We start from the raw sequence: 21904 nt of genomic DNA, 5'->3' as shown, positions 1-21904 counted from the left end.
GCGTAAGAGAGCGTCGTTTATACTAACACTCCAGCGTTGGAGATCGGCCAAAAACTGGTAACTCGAGTGTCCCGAGCAGGATTTGCGCATCTGATGTGCAGTTGATCTGCCGCCCGAACGCAAGGCATGTGCGCGAATGCGCATGCGCCGAGTTGCCTACTTGCTTTCGAAGGTCCAGACGCCCGTCCACTCTGCGGGTGGTTCCTTTTCCAGGATATGCACCCGACCCAGGAGCATTTCGCAGCCCGCGTCTTCGCCGCGCACCGAGATGGCGGAGGCCAGGGCCTGTCGCGCTTCTGCCCAGTTGCCCGCGCGGTAGGCACGCAGGGCGTCTGCGTACCAACTGTGGAATTCGATGTCCATCGGGTCGAGAGCATCGCGTCCCAGAATCTCGTAGATGCGAACGCCTTCTCGGCGACCCTTGACGCGAATCGTGTCGAGTTCGCGTCGCAGAATCCCATCAGAGATTTCATCGACTAGATCCGAACTCGCGATGATCTCGGTGCCGTAGTAGCGGTTGAGGCCCTCGAGCCTGGAGCACAGGTTCACGCCGTCACCGATCACCGTGTACTGAAAACGCGACTCGCTGCCCATGTTTCCAACCACGACGTCGGCCGTGTGGATGCCGATACCGATGCGCAGGCAATCCATTCCCGAAAGATCGGTGCGCGTTTGATTGAGCTCTTCGAGTGCGCGGCGCATCGCGAGTGCGGTTTCACACGCCCGTATCGGATGGTTGTCGATGGGTAGAGGCGCGCCCCAGAACGCCATCAGCGCGTCTCCGATGTATTTGTCGAGAGTTCCTCCACTCTCCTTCACCAGAGCCGTCATCGGGGCAAAGTACGTGTTCAAGAGCTTTGCGACCTGTGTCGCATCGATCTGTTCCGAGAGTGCGGTGAAGCCGCGGATGTCGGAGAACAGAATTGACAGGCGGCGTGACTCGCCGTGCAGTCGAAACAAATCGGGTTGTCGCACGATCTCGTCTACGACTGCCGGACTCACGTAGGTGGCGAACTGGTTGCGAAGCTCCTGGCTCCTGCGCTCGGAGTTGAGCGCCTGCATGAGTGTGACTCCCAGGTACACGCTGATGAGCGTGAGCGCGGGGTAGGTCAGATTGAACCAGATTGAATACTCCGTGAAAGCCCAGAAGCCTCCGACCACGAGACCTGCGAGCAAGAGGACTGCAATAACGGCTCCACCAAGCGCGCTGCTCATGCGCGGGATGAATGCGCTCAGCAAGACGCCGAAGAAGATGATCAGGACCAGTTCGATGGCCACCAGGGCGTCGCTGCGCCTCACCGCGTCGTTGCTGAGAATGCTGTCGACGATGTTCGCGTGTACCTCGACACCCGGGAACGAAGCGTCAAATGGAGTCGGATGCACGTCCATGATCCCGGGCTCGGTCGTGCCTACGATCAAAATCTTTCCTGCGAGTTCTCCCCTCGGAATCTCGTCCGCCAGGAGGTCCGCGACGGAGTAGTGAGGATAGGTGCGAGCCGGTCCGCGGTAGTTGATCAGCAATCGCCCGCCCGGATCTGTGGGCAGGATGCGCTTGCCCAATCGGATCTCGTGGATGCCGCGAGTGTCGCCGATCACCACGGCCCGCTCGCCCGTCGCCATCTCCGCCACGGCCAGCGAGAGGGAAGTGTAGAGTTCGCCGCCGCAGCTCCCCAGCAGGGCCGAGCGTCGCACCGAACCGTCGAGGTCCTTGATCGCCGAAAAGAAGCCCATGTGGCGCGATGCGCGCGAGAGACTGCTCATATTGGGCTCTACGTCTCGGCATGAGAGCACCGGCAAAAGGCCGGCCGCCGGGAGCCGAGTTACGCGCACCTTCGCCGGTTCGACCAGGTCGAGGGACTCTTCCAGAGTCGCATTGCCCGGTGCAGCCACCTCGTCTCGCGTGCGGAAGTAGAAGCCGAGGATCGCGGTTGGCGCGCCTGCGACCGCGCTTTCCAGGCGCGCGTCCTGGCCGGGTACCCCCGGCTCGCTGAAGACGATGTCCACGCCGATTGCGGCCGCTCCGGCTTCGTTGAGTCGTTCGATCACCTCGGCAATTACGTCGCGACGCCAGCCGAGTTCGTCGATACTGCGCGAATCAAACGCCACAACTCCAACGGATCCAGTCGGTTTTTCTGGACCGCGGAGGTTGAAACGAGCGTCGAGCAGAACCAGTTCGACTCTCTCGAGTCCGGTTGGACGGATTGCGAACAGTGCCAGAAAGACTGCGAGGATCAACAGGCCGACGGCCGTTATGCGGGTGGTTGCGCTCATACTGTGCTCGAGTAGTGCAAGCCCCGTTCCGGCTTTCGACCCGAATTAGCGCACGAAAACGCGCATATCAGGCTTCTGGGTGTCGAAATTGTAGAACTGGAAAATTTTGTAGACCTGCAGGTTCGAACCGATTCCATCCGCGTCCGGGACGACCCCAGGGTGGCCGCGCTGGTCCAATGCGCGCAGCGGGTCTTCGAACCAGTCCTCCTCGTGCAGTGGATCCTCTCCGTTGAGGATCGGATCTTCCGGGGCGGCGTGCGGTTGTAGAGATATTGCCACGGTGATCGGATCGCCGTCCGGAACCTTCGCGGGGTCCGAGCCCGAAGGAGCGACGGTTGGCGCGAGGCCGACCGGCGGATTGCTCACGAGCAGGTCTTCGATGAACAACGGCTTCTGGAAGTCCGCCACCAGCGGGTCTTTTCCGAAGATACTGTTGTCGATGGGATCGTACCCGTCGGGTCGGGTCGATAGCACCAAAACCCTGCCGTCCTCGCCAACTTGCGCGCAGGAACCCATTCCCAGTTCCTCATCGGTTCCGACTTCTGCCTGCAAGGGCCGCACTGTGATGGCGCCATGAGTCACGCACACCAGCGTGCTGAACTCTCCGTTCTTCTCTTCGACCCATACATCGTAGGCCGTGCCTTTCACGCCGATCACGGCCGTGGGAGTGTGCATCTCGACCCGTGAAGGTCCGCCGAAAATCTCACCGATCCAGGCGCGGATATGCCCTCGCATCAGTCGGATAACGGACCGTTTCTCCGGTGCGGCATGCCCGACTGCGAAAGAGTCGAGCACGAGTTCGGTCTCGGCTCCGATGCTGAGCGTCGTGTCATCGTTCATCAAGAGCTTGATCGCGGAATTTTCACCCGTGCGGATCGTGTCGTCGAGTTGCACGTCTCCGTCGAGTCCGGCCGCAGTCCAGCTCTTCTGACCCGCCGGCAGGATTTCGACCGTGCCCGTGACCGAGGCGATAAAGCCCACGGCTTCACCCGCTCGCGCGTTCTGGGCGAGCAACAACAAGCCCAGCAGAACAGCGATGTGCACGATATTGCGTGTCTTCATTTTCGTATCCTCGGGCGAGTTCATTGGAACGAGTAGGTGACCATCATCGAGAAGATCTGGCGCTTGAAAGCGAATCCCTGAACGTTGCTCTTCCAGTTCGTGCTGTGATAGCGGCCCAGGAGCGTGAAGCGATCGTTTAGAGGACGGCTCAGCCCGATGTTGAAGCGCTGCACGCGCTCGTGGCGCGGGCCGGCCGTTGGTTCGATGATTGTCGGATTGTCGAAGCGCCGCACCTCGAGTTCGGCACTGGTCTCGAGCCGGACCTGCGCGGGCATCGGCGCGCGCAGGCTCAGACGGTAGATATTCGAGCGAGAGTCATAGTCCGCACCATGGGTGTCTTCACGGCGTTTCTGATACGACGCAGTGAGCAGTGGTGGACCCCACGATGGCAGTCCAAGTGCATTCGGATCCGGCAACAGAAGACTGTGGTCAATTCCCAGACGGCGAACTTTCCCGTCGTGATCCAGGCGCGGATCGATGGCCTTGTAGAACTCGTCGCGGTTTTCAAAAGACAGGTAGATGCGCGTTTCGTTGGAGCGATTTTCGCGGAAGCGCAGCGCCTGTTTTGCGAAAACACGGCGGTGGTAGTGCTCCGTGTCTTGCCAGGCGGACTCGAGTGAGACCTGCAGATCGGCGTTCAGACGCCTGGCCAAGGCTGCGGATCCGAAAAGCGCGCCGCGACCCGCCTGCACGTCGTAGTTCTTTTGATCGGCGTGGTTTGCCATGAAGCCCACCAGTCCCGCGTGCAGTCGAAATCGCTCCGTTTCGAGCAGCCTCGTGCTGATGCCCGCGCGGACGAAAGCGCGCATGTCGCGCGCGCGTTCGGAGTTCATCAGGGGATCGTCGCCCACGATGTTCGCATTCGAGTCGTACTCCAAACCGGCCGACGCGGCCGCGCGCATGCGGCTCCTGGGCTCCAGCGGATCGGGCAATTGCCTCAGAAATTCCTGTGCCGAGCTGCTCAGAGGTGTTCCATTCGACTGGTCCCGCGCGATTTCGAAGTGCCCTCGCGCCTTCTCCGGATGAGCTTTCAGTTCGAGAAGGCCGAGACGGTAGCTGGCAGCCGCGGCGAGATTCGGATCGAGTTTCTGTGCTGCGCGCAACGCGATTCTGGCTTCAGCGTCCTCGCCGAGTTCCTGCAAGGTGGTTCCCAGGAAGAGTTGCGCCTGCGCATGCTCGGGCTCCGCCTGCAGCACCTGCGCAAAACCCGCTCGGGCCGTGGTCAGCTCGCCGGCGCGATAGTGAGCGAGTGCACGGACGAAGTGCAGATCGTCGTCGTCAGCGTCAGCGCGGGTAGTGGCAAGAAGCAGCTCACTGGCTCTTTGCGCCTGGCCGGATGAGATCAGTGCCAGCGAGTAGAGCCGCACGATGCGCAGATCCTCTGGGGCGAGCTCGGTGGCTCGCTCGAGGAACTCCAACGCGGACGCTAGCTCTCCGAGTCGAAAGGCGTGTGCGCCGCGTTCGTAGGCGACACCCGCGGCGTAGGAACTCGACTCGTTGGCAGCAACCGGCGGGGAAAGTGCAACTAGAATCAGGAGGGTCGTTCCCAGCCGCGCAATACGCGCCCACCTCACCATCACGTGTCGCGACGGGCGGTCCGTTACCATGAAACGTCTCCAGATCTTGCTGAGTTGGATTCTACCAGACACTTGGTAGTAGGGACGACTACAAAGATAGACGCAGGTTGTGCGCAGCTGATTCGCTCATTCGAGGTTCCCTCAGGAACCCACACCGAAGTCGCAGTGCGATCGCGAGGATCGAGACCAGGAACCTTTTCATGTCATGACTCCGCCATCCGTTCGGATGTGATCGCCGTTGATGTGCACTGCGTCTTCCGATGCGAGGAAGGCCACCGCACTCGCCACGTCGGAAGGGGGCCGGTTGATGTCGTCAAAAGGCAGGACCTTGCGCAATAGCGCCGGGTCGAATCCTTCAGGCAGTCGCACGCTCTTGCTCATGGGAGTTTCGACGGAGGCTGGACAGATCGCGTTGCTATTGACGCCCTTGCGCCCGAACTCGACGGCCAGTGCTTTCGTCAAGGCGAGGATTCCGCCTTTCGATGCCGAATACGCGGCCATCCACGCGTGTGCGCCCAGCGCGGCCGTCGATGCCATGTTCACGATTGAGCCCTTCGTTTCAATCAGGTAGGGAAGGGCGGTCTGGCACATCATGAAGGTGCCGCGCAGGTTTACCGCCAGGACGCGATCAAATACGTCCATCGACAGTTCCAGAGTGTGGTCCGCGTGCAGGATGCCCGCGATGTTGCACAAGGCGTTCAACTGGCCGTAGTGCTCGGCCACCTCGTGGACGGTTTTCTGTACGGTGGCCTGGTCCGAGATGTCACAGACCCAGGCATTTGCCTCTCCGCCCGCCTCGCGCACGGCCTTCGCGGTTGCTTCGGCTGCATTTCCGTCGATATCGACACAGGCGATCTTTCCGCCTTCCGAGCCCATGCGCAGTGCCGAGGCCTCACCGATGCCCGATCCTGCGCCGGTCACCAGCACGACTCGATTCTCGAAACGTCTCATCTCCGCTCCTCACTTCGTAGCCTCGCCACGCTGTCTCGTCTGCTCCGAACCCGAGGCGCTTTTCAGCGCGAGCGGCATCATACAGAGGTCAGGCGCTCTGAAGCGTCTTCCGTGGGGCGAGCAGGCCCGGTAGACTGGCGGCGTGTCCGAGTCGTCGATCTCCACTGCTTCGCCCTGGTGGGTGCCGCTCGCCCTGGTTCTGCTTGCGGCTTTGCCGTTTTGGCCGGCCGTGGATGGCGACTTCATCGAGGACGATCGCCCGATCATCCGCGACCGCATCGAACTCCGCGATGTGTCGCACATACCCGAGTTCTTCGGGCAGACCTACTGGCCCGGCGGGCAACAGGGCGGGTTGTATCGACCCCTTTCGGTGTCGAGTTACGCTCTGGATCGGATCCTCTGGGGAGCGGATGCCAGCGGCGGGCCTTCGCGTTTCGGTGTTCACGCCAGCAATCTGATCCTGAACGCGCTGGCGGTCCTGTTGCTATTCCAGATCTTGCGCGCGCGGCTCAGCCTGTGGATCCCGGCCGCCGTGGGCGCGGCACTGTTCGCGGTGCATCCGGTTCATGTCGAGGCCGTATCGCATATGGTGGGCCGTGCGGATCTGGCGATGACGGTGTTCTTTCTTGCGGCGTTCGCGCTTCACTCACACGGCACTGCTGCGCGCGTGCTCGCCGCCGGCTTCTATCTTCTTTCGTGTATGTGCAAAGAGATGGCTGTCGTGCTGCCCGGCCTGCTCTTCGTCGATAGCTGGTTGCGGAGCAAGGACGAAAGTGCCGGTCTGTTCCTGCGGCGGGTCTTCGTCGAACTCACACCCTGCGCATTGGCTCTGGGGAGCTTCATTCTCTTGCGTGGCTGGGTGCTGGGTGCGGCCTCGGTTCCTCCAGTCAGTTTCGCGCTCTACCTACCGGCGCAATACCTGGCGTTCCCCGATCCCGCGCCCGGGGAGGTCCTGCTCACCATGACCCACGCGCTCGGTGAGATCTCACGCCTGTTGATTGCACCGTTCTCGCTCTCCGCGGACTATTCCGGATTCCCGCATAGCACCCGACTCGCTCCCGCAGTGCTGCTGTCCGCGGCGTTGCTGGTCGGCGTTCTGGTGGGCGTCATTCTTGCGCTGCGCCGCGGTCTGCGCAGCCCGTTCTTCTGGCTGGTCTGGTTCGCTCTCACCTGGTTGCCGGTTTCGAATCTGCTCTTTGCCAGCGGTATCGTGATGGCGGAGCGCGTATTGTACTTACCCTCGGTCGCGCTGGCGGGGGTCGTTGGCTCGGTCGCGAGACTGGCACTGGAATCCGATCGCCGCTGGTTGGTGTTGCCAATGCTGCTGATCGCCGGCTTCGCCGCGCTGACTGTGTCGCGCGCGGCGTTGTGGAACGACGCTCGTACGCTCTACGAAGAGACGGTCGTCCGTTCTCGCTACAGCGGACACATCGCGAAGAGCGGGCTGGTCGCGGAGTTGATGCGGGATCAGATGGCCATGCGCGATCCGCAGATGCGCGCCCGCGCCCGGGATCTGGCTCGTGCCTCGGTCGCGCAGCGGGCGACAACTACGAATCTGCGACAACTGGCGGCGCTCGATGAACTGGCGGGCGATGTCGAATCGGCGCTCGCAAACCGCACGGCGCTCTACCACGTGAATCCGTCGGATCTGGAGAACCGCGCCGGTCTGTTGCGCGGCCTCGATCGGCTGATCGCGCGACACGAGTCCGAAGGAGACACCTACGAAGCATTGCGCCGCGCCGGTTCGGGGTATCTGGTCGCCCAGCAGACGCGGAGTCCACGGCTCCTCGAGGAATGGACCCGGAAGGTCGATCGCGCCTACGAGTTGTATATCGAGGAAGCGATTGCGTCTGGCGACCGCGAGGAGGCGCGTCGGCGCATCGAAACGCTTGCGCGCAATTTCCCGCGCCACAGACTGCTCGGGCGGTACCGCAGTTTCTGACGCTCCGGCGCGCGCGACGCGTCCGTTGGCCCGCAGGTGCCAGGCTCGCCAGCTGCATACATCGGAGGAGCCATGACGTCATTTCGCGCCGGGATGGCGTCCCGAGCGGGAGCGAGACTCCCGCATCAGCAATATCGCGGTCTTGTCGTTAAGTCGGACTGATCCGATCGATCTCCGATCGGTCTGTATCCGAGTTGCGTCAGCTTCGCCTCGAACAGCTACTGGCGGCCAGGCAGCGTCTCTGAGGTTACTATCTCGGACGACTCCTGGTGGGGGCGTCAGACAGACAAGGGAGGCTCGGTTGGCGGAGCGAAGGCTGGAAGGACTCGTCTCAGAGACGTTCGACCTCGTGGTCGTCGGCGGCGGGATCTTTGGGCTCTTCGTGGCGTGGGATGCGGTGCTGCGCGGTCTATCGGTCGCTTTGCTCGAGAAGAACGATTTCGGCCACGCGGCTTCGGCGAACTGTTTCAAGGTGGTTCACGGCGGTGTCCGCTATATGCAGCACCTCGACGTGGTCCGCGTCCGGGAGTCGAGTCGGGAACGCAGCGCCTGGCTGCGCATCGCACCCCATCAGGTCTCGCCTCTTCCGTTCCTGATGCCGACCTACGGATTCTGGACACGGGGGCGCCCCATCCTGGCCACGGGAATGAAGCTCTACGACGCTCTCACGGCGGATCGCAATCGCGATCTTCCGGACCCTGCGCGGCATATTCCTGCCACACGGGTGATGTCGCGAAACGACGCGCTCAACGCATTCCCCGCGCTCGATTCCAGGGGCTTGAGCGGCGGCGTGGTCTTTCACGATGGACAGATGCGCAGTCCTGCTCGCCTGGCGATCTGTACTCTGCTCGCAGCCACCGCGAAGGGATTGCAGGCTGCCAACTATGCGGAGGTCACCGGATTCCTGCAGAGTGGCAATCGCATCGATGGAGTCGTGGCTCGCGATACGCTCGCGGACCAGGTTTTCGAGGTGCGCGCCAAGGTTGTGGTGAACGCGACGGGTGGCTGGGCGGATCCCCTTCTGCGTCGCACCAACGGCACTGAGTTGAACCCGCGCCCTACCTATTCGCGCGACGCGTATTTCCTGGTCAACAGGTGTCTATCGGATCGCTACGCGTTGGCTGTCCCCGGATCGACTCGCGATCCCGATGCGGTTCTGAGCCGGTCTACGCGCCATCTCTTCCTGGTGCCCTGGCGCGGGCGCACGCTCGTCGGTGTATGGCATCGCGTCTGGACGGACGATCCGGACAGTACGGCGGTCTCGGATGCCGAACTCGCCGAATTCATTGCCGAGATCAATGCCGGCTATCCTGAACTCCGACTTCGACCTGAAGACGTCATCTCTCGGTATTGCGGTCTCGTGCTCTTCGGTGACAACCGTGAAGGCGCCACGGACCTATCCTACGGCAAGCGCTCGCGTCTGATCGATCACGCGGAATGCGACGGACTGGACGGACTCATCACGCTCCTCGGCGTTCGGTACACCACTGCGCGTCTCGAAGCTGCCCGCACACTGGACCTGGTGAGTCGGAAGCTCGATCGCAGTCTGGTGGCGGCGTCCACCGAGCACACTCCCCTTTATGGCGGAGAGATCGATGATTTCCAGGCTCTGCGGCGCGATGCGCAGGAGCGCTTCGGATCGCGCATTCCCGCGGGGTCGCTCGAGGCGCTGCTCTGTAATCACGGTTCGGCCTATGAACGGGTGCTCGACCGGACCGAGACGGAATCGAACCTGCCCGGCTCTGAAACCCTGCGAGCTGAGGTTGTCCACGCCGTCCGCGAGGAGATGGCCCAGCGCCTCTCCGATGTGGCATTTCGCCGAACGGATCTCGCGACGGCCGGAGACCCGGGCGCCGCAGCTTTGAATATGGCTGCGGGTCTGATGGCCGAGGAACTCGGCTGGGAAACGGGACGGTTGCAGAAGGAACTCGAGGAGACGCGCGCGGAACTCGGACTGGCGTGTGCGGAGGAAACGACTTGATCCTGGTCACGGGGGCTACGGGTTTCATCGGGTCGCGTCTGGTCCTGGACTTGCGCGAAGAGAATCTCGATGTCCGCGCTGCCGGACAGTCACGCAACGATGTCGAAACCGGGACCGGCCGCGCACTACAGGAGGCGGGTGCCGAACTCGTGATCGGCTCGATTACCGAAGCGGATGAGGCCAGACAGCTGGTCGATGGAGTCGATTGCGTGGTCCATCTGGCTGCGGCGCAGCACGAAGCAAACGTACCGGATCAGCATTTTCACGACGTGAACGTGACAGGCACGCGCAATATGCTCGAAGCCAGTGTCGCATCTGGGGTGAAGCGTTTCGTTCACGGCAGCACGATCGGCGTGTACGGATGGACCGAAGGACGCGACGTCGATGAAGATTCACCTCTGGTCCCAGACAATATCTACGGTGTGACCAAGCTGGAAGGTGAGACTGTCGCGCGCGAGTACATGGATCGGCTACCGATCGCGATCGCACGCATCGCAGAAGTCTACGGCCCCGGCGATCGACGTTTGCTCAAGCTCTTCAAAGGCGTCAAGAAGGGTCTGTTCCTGCGCATTGGTAGCGGAAAGAACACTCATCATCTGGTGTACATCGACGATCTGATCCGGGGACTGCGCCTCGCGGCCAGCCACGAGGCGGCTGTGGGTGCCTGCTTCGTGCTCGCCGGACCGGCTCCGGTTGCGAGCAGCGACATGATCCGGTCTGCGGCAGCGGCGATCGGCTGTCGACCGCCGCCGTGGGTTCTGCCGATGGGGCCCATGATGGCGGCGGCGTGGTTGACCGAGAGCATTCTGCGACCGCTGGGCGTGCAACCACCGCTTCACCGGCGCAGGCTGGACTTTTTCCGCAAGAGCTTTTCGTTTCGAGGAGACCAGGCGCTCGAGTTGCTCGGCTTCGAACCTCGTGTGCGTCTCCAGGAAGGTATGGACGCAACCGCGCGATGGTACGAACGAGAGGGCCTCTTACTGTGAAACCGTCGCTGGATGACAGGGGATAGGCGGGATGAATCCGTGAAGAATACACAGGTCTCGAGAAGCGAGCGAAGCAGCGAGTCGATCGTGCTGACGGCGCGCATGGAGGATTTCGATTCCTTCTGGGAGGGACCCGCCGATATCGAGAAGGGCTATACGACGCTCTTCGAGTTCTATCGACGAAACTATCTGCCGTATGTGCCTGTGGATCGCGACTCGGACGTCCTCGTGGTGAGTTGCGGTCCGGGGTATTTCGTAGACATGCTCTTGCGTCACGACTACACCAGCGTTCAGGGGATCGACTCCGACCCAGAGAAGATCGAGCACGCGCGAAAGCGCGATCTGGCCTGCCAGGTGGACACGGCGTTCGAGTTCCTCCAGCAGAACGTGGAGGCTTTCGACTGCATCGTATGTGAGCAAGAGCTCAATCATCTGACCAAAGACGAGCAACTCGTCTTTGTCGATCTCTGTCGTCAGTCTCTGCGCCCGGGCGGGAGCTTGATCGTACACGGACTCAATGGCGCCAACCCGATCACGGGTCCGGAAGCGCTCGCACAGAACTTCGATCACTACAATACGTTCACCGAATACACGCTCAACCAGCTTCTGGAGTACTCGGGCTTCGAGCGCATTCGCGTGTTTCCTCTGAACCTGTACGTCTTCTACAAGAACCCGGCGAACTGGTTGGCCTGGGGGGCCGCGGCATTTCTCAACCTGATCTTCCGGGCGGCGTTCATCCTGTACGGGAAGTCCAACAAGATCTTCACCAAGAAAGTCGCAGCGGTCTGTACGCGACCCAGGGACGACGATCGCGAATGAACATCCTGCTCGTCAGCTACGAATACCCGCCACTGGGTGGCGGTGGGGGTGTTTTCGTACGCGACCTGGTCGTGGAACTGGAGAAGCGTGCGAAGGTCACGCTCTTGACTTCCTGGGCGAATGGGCTCGAGCGCGAGGAATGCCACGGGAATCTGCGTATCGTGCGCGTGCCCGTCATGATGCGCGATGCACGCGCTACCGCGAGCCTGCCTTCCATGCTCAGTTTCTTTCCGAGTTCGCTGGTTTCTGGGCGCAAACTACTGCGTCAAGAGTCATTCGACATCGTGCACTCGGTATTTGCAGTGCCTACCGGGCCAAGTGGCTTGTTATTGGCTCGCTATGCCAAGCTTCCGCACGTCCTCTCCGTGCTCGGGGGTGATCTCTACGATCCGAGCAAGAAGCTCTCGCCTCATCGTACACCTGGGCTGCGCCATGCGGTGAAGTGGGTCATTCATGGAAGCGACAGTGTCGTTGCGGAATCCAATGATGTTGCCGGCTGGGCGCGGACACACTACGGTGCGCCCGAAGTCGAACTGGTCCCGCTCAGTGTCTCGCGTCCGGAGTTCTCGCCCATCGACCGCGACTCGCTGCCATTCTCACTGGATTCGGACTCCGTGATTCTGATTGCGGTGGGCCGCTTGATCCCGCGCAAGAACCTCAGCACTCTTCTCGATGTGTTCGCGACTCTCGATGCCGTACGTGCACGCCTGGTGTTGGTGGGTGAGGGGCCCGAGCTTCCAGATCTTCAGCAACAGGCTCAGAGGCTCGGGATCGCTTCACGAGTGCATTTTGCAGGTTTTGTGAGCGATATCGAAAAGTTCCAGCTTCTGTCGGCAGCCGATGTCTATCTGTCGACGGCGCTGCACGAGGGCTTTGGCATCGTCTTCCTCGAGGCGATGGCCTGCGGACTTCCGGTAGTAGCCTTCGATAGCGGTGGTCAGCGGGATTTCCTGGACGATGAGTTCTCGTGCCTGCCAAAGCTCGGCGATGGCGACGCGATGAGCGAGGATCTGCACCGGTTGATCTCAGACCCTGCCAGACGCACGGAGATGGGCAATGCCGCCAGCCTTCGGGCGGGTGACTTTTCGCCTCAGCAACTCGCCGAGCGTTTTGTCGAGATCTACGAACGAGTTTTGACGCAGCGCGACAAAGGCGAGCCAACAGTCTAGAATTCCTGGACTCCCAGCGAAATCATACGGCTATGACGGAAGTAGAAACCAGCTACGGGCGGCTTCGGGGTTCGGAGACGCGGGGAATTCGGGTGTTTCGGGGCATTCGCTTCGCGAGACCGCCCAGTGGTTCGCTCCGCTTCCTGCCACCGCATGCGCCCGAGTCGTGGACCGGGGTTCGCGATGCGCGGGTTTTCGGCGAAGCCGCCCCGCAGTTTTCTCTCCCGGTCTTTGCGTGGGTAAGTGCAGCGGGCTCGGTACCGGGCGATGACTGCCTGCGGTTGAACATCTGGACGCCACAACTAGACGGCGCAAAGCGTCCCGTCATGGTCTGGATCCACGGCGGCGGGTATCTGGTCGGCGCTGGATCCGCTCCAATCTACGACGGCGAAGACCTGGCCCGTCGTGGAGATGTGGTGGTCGTGACGTTGAACCATCGCCTCGGTGCGATCGGATATGGGCAACTCGGGACCTTGCTTGACGGCGAGATGTCTGAGTCGACGAATCTGGGCGTGCGCGACCAGATCGCAGCACTCGAATGGGTCAACCAGAATATCGAGCGTTTCGGCGGTGATCCGGGAAACGTCATGCTCTTTGGTCAATCGGCAGGCGCAATGAGCGTGGCCACCTTGCTCGGTGCTCCCGCTGCGCGGCCCCTTTTTCAACGCGCCATCCTGCAGAGCGGCGCAGCGGATCACGTGCTTGATCGTGACGAAGCTCGCGAGGTGGCGCGCTTCGTCATCTCGGAGTTGGGTGGCCCCGCACCAACTGCAGACGCCCTGGGACGGATTCCGCTGGCGAAAATCATGACAGCGCAACGCAGAGCCATGGCTCGATTTTCCAATTTGCGTCGGGTCATGACTTTCTTGCCCGCCGTCGATGGGGATGTGATTCCAGAGCAGCCGATCGATGCCATCCGACGCGGCGCGGCGTCACACATTCCCATCATCACGGGTGTGACGCTCGACGAATGGAACCTGTTTCGCCTGATCGATGAAGGCTTGCTGCCAATGAGTGAAGCGCAGCTCATAGATCGGTTCGCCGAGACGCTTGAAGGCGAGCCGCACGCCCCCGGTCCCGGTCGTGCGGTCAAGGAGTTTCGCCGTGCCCTCGCCGGGCGCGGCGCCGCACGCTCACCGAGTTCCGTATGGCGTGCCTATCAGAGTTCTCGTGTGTTTCACCAGCCAGCAACCCGACTTGCGGAAGCTCAGACGCAAGCCGGCGGCAGTGTGTATTCCTACCTGTTTACCTGGAGACCGCAGGCCCTGCGGCGCACGGTAGGTTCCTGTCACGCACTCGAGATCCCATTCGTTTTCGGCTCTACCCAACATCCGTTCGTGCGGCCCGTTACTGGATTCAGCGCCTCGGCCGGGCGGCTTTCTCGTCGTATGCAGCACGCCTGGATCGAGTTTGCGCGCGTCGGGATTCCAGGACACGAGCGTCTGCCCGAGTGGCCGCAGTACACGTTGGACGAACGCGACACGATGATCTTTGGGCGCGAACCTGCGCTGGAGAAAGGGCCGCTGGATCCTGAAAGGCGTCTGCTATCGCGATGGCTGCCAGCCGGGTCCAACGGGCTGGAACTGGGAAGAACCCGTAAAGCCGGTTGAGTGGGAACCCGCCATGAGTGCGGGATGCCTACGCGTCGCCCGACTTCAGTAATTGGTCGTGTACGTGTAGACGCACATCGAATAGCAGAACCAGCGGTCGAGGGGGTCGAGTTGCACCGTTAGTTTCCGGGTCTCTCCCGAGAGCAGGGGGTCGTCCATTTTTACCTGCTTCGAACTGCTGATCTGCTGCAGCTTGGAGCCGATCAGGTCGCAGGTCATGGTGATGTCACGCATCGCGAGTGTTCCGGAGTTTGCCAGCGTGATGTGGAACTCATTGGCCTCCTGAGCGGATCGCGCGCGTTTCGCCTGATACCCTTCGAGTCGACCTGAGACGATCTGGCTCTGAAAATTCCACTTGAAGTCGTTGTCGAGGCAGCGTTCCCAGCGTTCCGAGGCCGACAGCAGAGAGACGCCGAGTGTGAACGGCGCATAGATGAGCTCAGTTCCCGTCTGTTTCAAGCGGCAGAGGGAGCGGCGGCTTTCCCGGTAACGGGCTCGCATCTGCAGCCAATAGGCATGTTGCTGCTCTCTGCCAAACGCGGGGCACATACCGCGTACCCAGTCTTCGACCTTGCGCTCCGACTCCTCCGCTGGAGCCGCCGGGGGGGGCTCTTCCGCCGATGCGATCAGCGGTATGAAGAGCATCGATAGCAATGTCACTAGAGTGATCAGATAGTTCACAGTGTCACCTCATGGCGTAGGCTCGCGCCTGGCCCGCAGCGGACTCCGATACTCTCTTCGCCGCCATTCGCGTCGGGCTTTAAGTGGATTGCTGGTATAGTTGGCAGGCATCTTCAGGAGTTCGCGCATGACGATCAGCAGTAAGGGACTGGCGGCCTTGGGCGCGCTTGTGCTTACCGTCGTCATGTTTCCTGCGCCAGCCGATACCCAGGACGCGATTCCTCTTACTGCGGAACAGTTGAAAGCTCGCTGGCACGGGCGACTCGACTCGCAGCATTTTACCGCTCAGATCCGCCTCGAAATGGAACTGGCCGGCCTTCGTGAGGTCCGTAGGCTCTCCGTATTTCGCGACGACGAAGCCGGAGATTCCGAACGTGTGATGATCCGTTTTGAGACACCGGCAGACCTGCGCCGTGTCGCGGTGCTGTACCTGGAACACTCCGATCGCCCGAACGACTATTTCATTTATCAGCCTGCAACGCGGCGCGTGCGTCGACTTCCAGCTTCGATTGCCGATGACGACGTCTACGGAATCGATCTCGAGTTCCTGGGCTTTGGCGTCGCGCAGAATGAGCCGACTCGAACGATCGAAGTCTCACGAGAGCGACTCGGCAATCGCGCTACCTACCGAATCATTGAAGGCGCACGACTGGAAAACCCTCGATTTACCCGTCGCATTACCTGGATCGATGCGACAAATTTCATTCCGATCAGGACCGAACACTTTCGGAAGAAGAGGTTGGTCCTGATTGCGGAGACCCTTGAAGTGAGCCTCATTCAGGGCGTTCCCACACCGATTGAAATGCGTTTCAGCAAACCCGGCGAGAAGCGCTTCGTACGACTCGTGGTCGAGAGTGTCGATTACGAGACTGGCCTGGCTGCCGAGGCCTTCTCGATCATGAATCTGGCTCGCGGTCGCTAGGGAATCTCTGCACAGGGAGGAATCGAGCGAGAAGCGGGAGTCGCCGCCTGAGCAAGAAGCGTGATCCGATCGCAGATCCGTAGATCTGCAGAGGGTCGCGCGACGCAGCGCAGGCGGATGCATCGCGCTTCGCAGCCGCAGCTTCCCTGTGCAGAGGTTCCCTAGCCGCGGGCAGAACAACGGATTCCAGTGAGCTAGAATGCAATCGTCTGGAGGCGGAAATGATGAGAATACTCGCGTCGGTTCTGGGGCTGGTGACGATGCTCGCAGCTTGCACGAGCGATGGGGGCAATTCGCGGCGGAATGAGGAGCCGCGCGTGATCTCGGAGTTTCCCGCACTCCCGGCTTCTACCGAGACCCGCGTTCTCGAGCCCGTGGGTCCGGAGTCCACGTATCTGCAACCCAATACCAAGGACGTCGACGAAACCGCAGCCTATGTGCACTACACGCGCGAGCACATGCCACTCCGCATCAACGTGGACATGCCCAGAGTCTCGGCGCGATACGCAAATCGCGAACAGACGCGCGAAGCGGTACTGAATGGAATGCGCGCATGGGGAGTAGCGCTACAACGCGACCTTCCCTGGTTCGCGTTGCAGTTCGTAGAAAACGATCCCGAGGCCCCCGTCCAGATCACCTGGCGTCGCCGTCTGGCCGGCGACTATGCAGGTTGGGGCGGGATTGGCTGGGAAGTGCGCGACGGCGTCCTGAAACTGGGAAGCACCTTGGAGTATACGACGCAGACTTGTCTCGAGATCAGCTGCCAGTTGACCGCCAATGAGCTCCGCCTGTTGATCGCGCACGAGTTCGGACACGTGCTCGGACTTCGGCACTGTCTCGATTGCGATTCGGCGATGAACTACGCCTGGCACACGCGCGATCGAGTGGTCGTCACCGAACACGATATTCGCACGTATCGAGCGCTGAACGAGCAACCCAATGGAACTCGAGTCGACGGGCAGTTACTCGAATCTCTGCGCTGAGGCCGACACTAGGGATCGCGTCGCATCAGCCAGACGTCTCTGGGCTGTACCGAAACCAGGACCGCATCTCCCTGCACCAGACTGCGCGAGAGTCCGCGTCCGGAGATGAGGTGGGTGCGCAGTTCGAACCCCGCCCATTCGATGACCAGGGTGCTCAACACCCCGTCGGACAGAATCTGTCGAACGACTCCCTTGCCGATCGGAGCGCTCTCTCCGCGGCCGGTGTCGATCTTCAGGTATTCGCTGCGAATTCCCACCCAGACTGCCGTGCCGCGCTCCAGTTCTGAGAGCGTCTCGATCCGGTGTTCGCGATCGATCTCGACGATCGCGTGACCCGATTCCGTGGAGTCGGAAACCACGCCGGGTATCAGATTCGTCATGCCGACGAGTCGCGCGACTCCAGCGTTTTGCGGCTTCTCCATGACGGTGGGCGTGTCGTCGATCTGCTGGACGCATCCCGCGTCGAGTACCGCCATTCGATCTGCCAGTAGCACTGCGCGCCTCAGGTCGTGGGTGACCACGGCGACTGCGACGCCGGTGTCTTCGATCGCCCCGCGGAGATCGAGGGACAGGACCTCGCGGCCCGCGGCATCGAGGTCGTCGAAGGGTTCGTCGAGCAAAAGGACGGCCGGTTGCAATGCAAAGGCTCGCGCGAGTGCGACGCGACGCAACTCGCCACCCGATAGGCTGGCCGCACGGCGTTCGATCAGATGTGCGACGTCGAAACGCTGCAGCGCTTGCTGAATTCGATCCTGTTCAAGCTCGGAAGGCAGGCGCAGGGAGAGCAGGGCGGTGCGCACGTTATGCGCGACGGTTCCAGCGAAGGCAATCGGGCGCTGGAATACCATGGTGACCGGACCGTCGGCGTGCGCCGAGATGGTGCCTTCGACCGGTGGCTCCAACCCGGCCAGAGCGCGCAACAGGCTGGTCTTTCCCGCTCCGTTGGCGCCCAGAATGGCCAGCGCGTGGCCGCCGAAAATCTCCAGCCGATCGACGCGAAGCTCGAAACGACTGCGTTTCGACGTGCGCAGGATCCGCAGTCGCTCGGCGGAGAGCGCGGGCACGCAACTCATCGCCGGCCTCCCTGTTGAACGGCCGTCAGGATGCCCGAGAGGATCAAGATCAGTCCGAGCAGGACGGCCGCCAGACCCGATGCGATTTCGAGGTTGCCCATGCGCGTGTGCATCATGACTGCGGTCGTGAGTACGCGCGTTTCCCCGGCGAGATTGCCGCCGACCATCAAGACTGCACCTACTTCGGAGAGAATGCCGCCCAGTGCTGCGATCACGGCCGCCAGCAGGCCGAGTCGAATCTCGCGCAAAAGCAACCAGAGTCGCCACGGTGCCGGAACGCCGAGCGTGCGCACCTGCAGTGCCCAGTCTTCATCCAATGCACCGACGGCGGCCAGTGTGATACCGACGATCAGCGGCAACGCGATCAGGAACTGCGCGATCACCATCGCCTGACGCGTGTACATGAGTTGAAGCCCGCCCAGGGGCTGGCTGGGCCAGAGCAGTAACGCGAGGAAAAGACCGACCACGACCGGAGGGGCTCCCATTCCCGAATTGACCACGCCGATCATCACACCGCGACCGCGAAATCTGCGACTGCCGAGCCAGATTCCCAGCGGCACTCCGATCACCACGGAAACCAGCAACGCCTGTAGGCACACGGCCAGCGTGCGCAGGGTGATTTCCAGAATCGGACCGGCTTCAGTCACTTGCGCCTTTCGCGCCGTCTCGCACCGGCCGGAACAGCGCACGTCCGAACTTCTGCTGGCCGAAGGCGCCGATCTCGTCCTGTACGTCTGCCCGCGTGAGAAAAGCTTCGAGCGCACGCGCTTCTTCCGCGCGGATCCGCTCCCCGAAGCGCTCGGCGCTTACGCGCAGGAACGAATACTCGTTGCGCAGTGCCGGTTCGGGCTTCGAAAGTGCGTGAAGTTTCGTGGGTTTCTGAAATGCCAGGAACGTGCCGATGTCCGACAGGATATACGCGCGTCGGGTTCCGGCGACCTGCAGAGAGAGCCCCATGCCCGAGCCAGTGCTGTCATAGCCCGGCCAACGCTCGTCCGGATCGATGCCCGCACTCTTGAAGAGGGCTACCTCGCGCTTGTGGGTGCCGGAATCATCGCCGCGGCTGACGAAGGCCGCCTTCTGCTCGTGGATTTGTCGCAGGGCTTCGATCGCGCTGGTCGCCTGGGCAACGCCACTCGGATCTGCTTCGGGACCGGCGATCACGAAGTGATTCTCCATGAACGGGACGCGCGAAACCACCGCACCGCTGTCGAGCAGTTTCTGCTCCGAAGACGGCGCGTGGGTCAGCAGAGCGTCTGCGTTTCCCTCTGAACCCATGCGCAGGGCCGCACCCGTACCGACTGCGATCACACGCACGCCAATCCGCGATTCTTCGCTGAATCTCGGCAGGATCGAATCCAGGAGTCCGGAATCCTGGACGCTCGTGGTCGTGGCCAGCACGAGTTCGCGAGGGCTTTGCGGATCGGCTGTGCAAGCGGCAAGGACGAGTACAGTCGCCAGCACCATCCTGAGCTGCCAATACATGTAGTCTCCTCGGGGAACGGCGGAGCGCGGAGGATAGCACCGCACCGCCCGATCGTTTCGAGTCCGAACCTGGGAGGGTTGATCATGTCGGAGAGCGAGCGGAACAAGGCACGGGTCGTGGAGTTCTGGAAGAGACTCTACGAGGATCGCGACTACGACGCGGTTGGCGAGTTCTTCGCGGCCGACGGACTGTACCAGGATGTTCCGACGCCCGATTTTGGCGCAGTCGGTCCGGAAAACGTCGCGAAACGCCTCCGAATCGGTCTCGAGCCCATCGAGAAACACGAGCACGAGACCCACCGGATCGTGGCGGAAGGCGACACGGTGATCACGGAGCACACCGAGCACTGGTACTTCCACACAGGGGAGAAGGTCAGCCTGCCTTTCGTTTCCGTGCAGACCTTCCGGGACGACAAGATCACCCTGTGGCGCGACTACTTCGATCTGAACACCCTGATGAGCAACGCACCGCCGTGGTGGATCGAGAGGCTCGCGAAGTTCACTCAGGAGGACTTTTCGGACTGAGGTACACACCGCATTCCCGGATCCCGACCGTCGAGCGCGCGGCGAGATTGCGGACTATCCTCTCGCCGTGGGGATGAAGCGCTTTGATCGGACGTTCGGTGCGGAGCGGATCGCGCAGTTGCCGACCTCGCCCGGTGTCTACCTCTTCAAGGACGACGACGGAGCCGTGCTCTACGTCGGAAAAGCGGCAAATCTTCGGCGCAGGCTTTCGAGCTACCGCAATGCCTCGCGCAAGAAGGTCCACCGCAAGATGCGGATGCTCGTGCGCGAAGCGAGCCAGCTCGAGATCCGCGTGCAGCCGTCGGAGCGAGAGGCTCTTGCGGTTGAGAACGAACTGATTCGCAGCTTCGAGCCGCCGCATAACGTGGAGGGCGCGTTCTCGTTCCTCTACCCGGCGATCGGTCTGCGCTGGAGTGAGAGGCGGACTTTGCTCTGCTTTACCACTTCAACCCCGGTCTGGGACGTCTTCGAGTTCACCTGGTTCGGTCACTTCCGTTCTCGTCTGCGAGCGAAGCAGGCTTTCGACACCTTGATCGATCTCCTGGCCCTCGTCGGCCACCTCGAGCGCCGATCCTCTCTCGACCCCGCGCCCTCACTGCGTGGTTCGCGGCTTGCGGGGGTCCGCCAGCTGGATTCGCAGCTCGTTGCGGCGCTCGGCGGCTATCTCGCGGGCGAGTCCCTCGACGGGCTCAAGCAACTCGTGCTCGCTCTGCTCGAGAAACCTCTGGCCCGACGTGAATCCGTAGACGTACAGCAGATGGTCGAGCTGCTCGAATCCTTCTATGCGAGTGATCTACGCCCACTCCACGATGCGCTGAGGAGTGAAGGGCGGTCCGGTACGTTCGTTGAGCAGCGGGAACGCGACGTCCTCTTCATTCGATCCCAATAGTCGGACAGGAGGTCGGACGTCCCCTTTCCGGTCCGGTGGGATTCGTGCTACCCCATCGGTCATGCCCGACGAAGAACTTCCCGAGCACGTCCGCGAGAATCGCGCCTACTGGGACGGGATGGCCGACGATTGGATCTCGGCCGGAGAGCGCAGCTGGCGAACCGAGGAACCCATCTGGGGTTGCTGGCAGCTCCCGGAATCGCAGCTGGGTCTGTTACCGGAAGACATGACTGGACTGCACACGATCGAGTTGGGATGTGGCACGGGCTATGTTTCGGGCTGGATGGCTCGCCGTGGTGCGACCGCGGTCGGAATCGACAACTCGGAGCGCCAGCTCAGCACCGCGCGCCGTCTGGCCAGCGAGCACGGAGTCGAGCTGACTCTCCACCATGGAAACGCCGAGACGGTCCCCTATGCCGCCGGCCACTTCGACTTTGCGATCAGCGAGTACGGAGCCGCGATCTGGTGCGATCCCGCAATCTGGATCCCCGAAGCCCATCGATTGCTGAAGCCCGGCGGTGAGCTGGTCTTTCTCGGCCATACACCTCTGGCGATGATCTGCACGCCGCCAAGCGGTGCCGCGTGCGAGCCCACACTGCATCGCGACTACTTCGGGTTGCGGCGACTCGACTCGACCCTGTCACAGGTCGACCCCGGTGGAATCGAGTTCAACCTGCCCATCTCCGACTGGCTGGCCCTTTTCAGGGGAACCGGATTCGAGGTCATCGACTATCTGGAACTGCAAGCGCCACCCGCTAGCCCCGACCGTTTCAATACTCCCGGAAGCTGGGCGGAGCGCTGGCCGGCGGAGCAGGTCTGGAAGCTACGGCGCAGCACCTAGGGAATCTCTGCAGAACCCCATGAATTTGTTAGAACCAAGGGATAGGGGGATGACAGAGCTGAAGAAGCAGGCGTCGTTCGCATCCGAGGCTTGGAGTCGTAAGGGGAAGGTGACGCGTCGAGAGCGTTTCCTTTCGG

At 61.9% G+C, this 21904-nt stretch carries 19 protein-coding genes; 11 read left to right on the top strand and 8 right to left on the bottom strand.

Annotated features, from left to right (window positions below; translation table 11 throughout):
- Positions 1-156: 156 nt before the first annotated feature.
- The 4 genes from GY725_20330 to GY725_20315 all read right to left on the bottom strand — a co-directional run bounded on the left by GY725_20330 (position 157) and on the right by GY725_20315 (position 5861).
- Positions 157-2271: an adenylate/guanylate cyclase domain-containing protein gene (locus tag GY725_20330; protein ID MCP4006532.1), complete on the bottom strand. Its 2115-nt coding sequence runs from the start codon at positions 2269-2271 to the stop codon at positions 157-159.
- 45 nt (positions 2272-2316) lie between these two features.
- Positions 2317-3333: a FecR domain-containing protein gene (locus GY725_20325; protein ID MCP4006531.1), complete on the bottom strand. Its 1017-nt coding sequence runs from the start codon at positions 3331-3333 to the stop codon at positions 2317-2319.
- A 20-nt stretch (positions 3334-3353) separates the two neighbouring features.
- Complete coding sequence (locus tag GY725_20320; GenBank protein MCP4006530.1) at positions 3354-4940, bottom strand: tetratricopeptide repeat protein; 1587 nt, start codon at positions 4938-4940, stop codon at positions 3354-3356.
- A gap of 168 nt (positions 4941-5108) precedes the next feature.
- Positions 5109-5861 carry an SDR family oxidoreductase gene (locus GY725_20315; GenBank protein MCP4006529.1) on the bottom strand — a complete coding sequence of 251 codons (753 nt, stop codon included), beginning with the start codon at positions 5859-5861 and terminating at the stop codon, positions 5109-5111.
- A gap of 142 nt (positions 5862-6003) precedes the next feature.
- Here GY725_20315 and GY725_20310 point away from each other — a divergent pair, with 142 nt between their 5' ends.
- The 6 genes from GY725_20310 to GY725_20285 all read left to right on the top strand — a co-directional run bounded on the left by GY725_20310 (position 6004) and on the right by GY725_20285 (position 14368).
- Positions 6004-7803: a hypothetical protein gene (locus GY725_20310; protein ID MCP4006528.1), complete on the top strand. Its 1800-nt coding sequence runs from the start codon at positions 6004-6006 to the stop codon at positions 7801-7803.
- A 301-nt stretch (positions 7804-8104) separates the two neighbouring features.
- Positions 8105-9784 (top strand): glycerol-3-phosphate dehydrogenase/oxidase, encoded by a 1680-nt coding sequence (locus GY725_20305; protein ID MCP4006527.1) that lies wholly within the window; start codon positions 8105-8107, stop codon positions 9782-9784.
- Positions 9781-10770, top strand: a complete 990-nt coding sequence (locus GY725_20300; GenBank protein ID MCP4006526.1) for an NAD(P)-dependent oxidoreductase — start codon at positions 9781-9783, stop codon at positions 10768-10770. The genes GY725_20305 and GY725_20300 overlap by 4 nt, the downstream gene beginning before the upstream one ends.
- Before the next feature lie 39 nt (positions 10771-10809).
- Positions 10810-11589, top strand: a complete 780-nt coding sequence (locus GY725_20295; protein ID MCP4006525.1) for a class I SAM-dependent methyltransferase — start codon at positions 10810-10812, stop codon at positions 11587-11589.
- A complete protein-coding gene (locus GY725_20290) occupies positions 11586-12758 on the top strand; it encodes a glycosyltransferase family 4 protein (protein ID MCP4006524.1) in 1173 nt (390 codons plus the stop codon). Before GY725_20295 ends, GY725_20290 begins: the two co-directional genes overlap by 4 nt.
- Positions 12759-12790: 32 nt before the next feature.
- Positions 12791-14368, top strand: coding sequence for a carboxylesterase/lipase family protein (locus GY725_20285; GenBank protein ID MCP4006523.1), 1578 nt, complete (start codon positions 12791-12793; stop codon positions 14366-14368).
- Between the two features lie 45 nt (positions 14369-14413).
- Here GY725_20285 and GY725_20280 read toward each other — a convergent pair whose 3' ends face one another.
- A complete protein-coding gene (locus tag GY725_20280) occupies positions 14414-15049 on the bottom strand; it encodes a hypothetical protein (protein ID MCP4006522.1) in 636 nt (211 codons plus the stop codon).
- 127 nt (positions 15050-15176) lie between these two features.
- Between GY725_20280 and GY725_20275 the strand changes: the two genes are divergently transcribed.
- Positions 15177-15971, top strand: a complete 795-nt coding sequence (locus tag GY725_20275; GenBank protein MCP4006521.1) for an outer membrane lipoprotein-sorting protein — start codon at positions 15177-15179, stop codon at positions 15969-15971.
- 221 nt (positions 15972-16192) lie between these two features.
- A complete protein-coding gene (locus GY725_20270) occupies positions 16193-16954 on the top strand; it encodes a matrixin family metalloprotease (protein MCP4006520.1) in 762 nt (253 codons plus the stop codon).
- 8 nt (positions 16955-16962) lie between these two features.
- On the opposite strand, the gene GY725_20265 is transcribed toward GY725_20270, so the two are convergent.
- The 3 genes from GY725_20265 to GY725_20255 are packed head-to-tail and all read right to left on the bottom strand — an operon-like array spanning position 16963 to position 19512.
- On the bottom strand, positions 16963-18027 hold the full coding sequence (locus GY725_20265; GenBank protein ID MCP4006519.1) for an ABC transporter ATP-binding protein: 1065 nt from the start codon (positions 18025-18027) through the stop codon (positions 16963-16965).
- Positions 18024-18716, bottom strand: a complete 693-nt coding sequence (locus GY725_20260) for an ABC transporter permease subunit (GenBank protein ID MCP4006518.1) — start codon at positions 18714-18716, stop codon at positions 18024-18026. The genes GY725_20265 and GY725_20260 overlap by 4 nt, the downstream gene beginning before the upstream one ends.
- Positions 18667-19512, bottom strand: coding sequence for a solute-binding protein (locus GY725_20255; GenBank protein MCP4006517.1), 846 nt, complete (start codon positions 19510-19512; stop codon positions 18667-18669). Before GY725_20255 ends, GY725_20260 begins: the two co-directional genes overlap by 50 nt.
- A gap of 84 nt (positions 19513-19596) precedes the next feature.
- On the opposite strand from GY725_20255, the gene GY725_20250 reads away from it, so the two are divergent.
- The 3 genes from GY725_20250 (at position 19597) to GY725_20240 (ending at position 21767) form a co-directional block, all read left to right on the top strand.
- Complete coding sequence (locus GY725_20250) at positions 19597-20037, top strand: nuclear transport factor 2 family protein (GenBank protein ID MCP4006516.1); 441 nt, start codon at positions 19597-19599, stop codon at positions 20035-20037.
- 73 nt (positions 20038-20110) lie between these two features.
- Positions 20111-20926 (top strand): nucleotide excision repair endonuclease, encoded by an 816-nt coding sequence (locus GY725_20245; GenBank protein MCP4006515.1) that lies wholly within the window; start codon positions 20111-20113, stop codon positions 20924-20926.
- 61 nt (positions 20927-20987) lie between these two features.
- Positions 20988-21767, top strand: a complete 780-nt coding sequence (locus tag GY725_20240; protein MCP4006514.1) for a methyltransferase domain-containing protein — start codon at positions 20988-20990, stop codon at positions 21765-21767.
- The last annotated feature ends 137 nt before the right edge of the window (positions 21768-21904 follow it).

The organism is bacterium (assembly GCA_024226335.1).
In the GTDB taxonomy this organism is placed as follows: Bacteria; Myxococcota_A; UBA9160; order SZUA-336; family SZUA-336; genus JAAELY01.
Note: the sequence above shows the minus strand (reverse complement) of the source record. Positions and strands in the feature narration are given on the sequence as shown.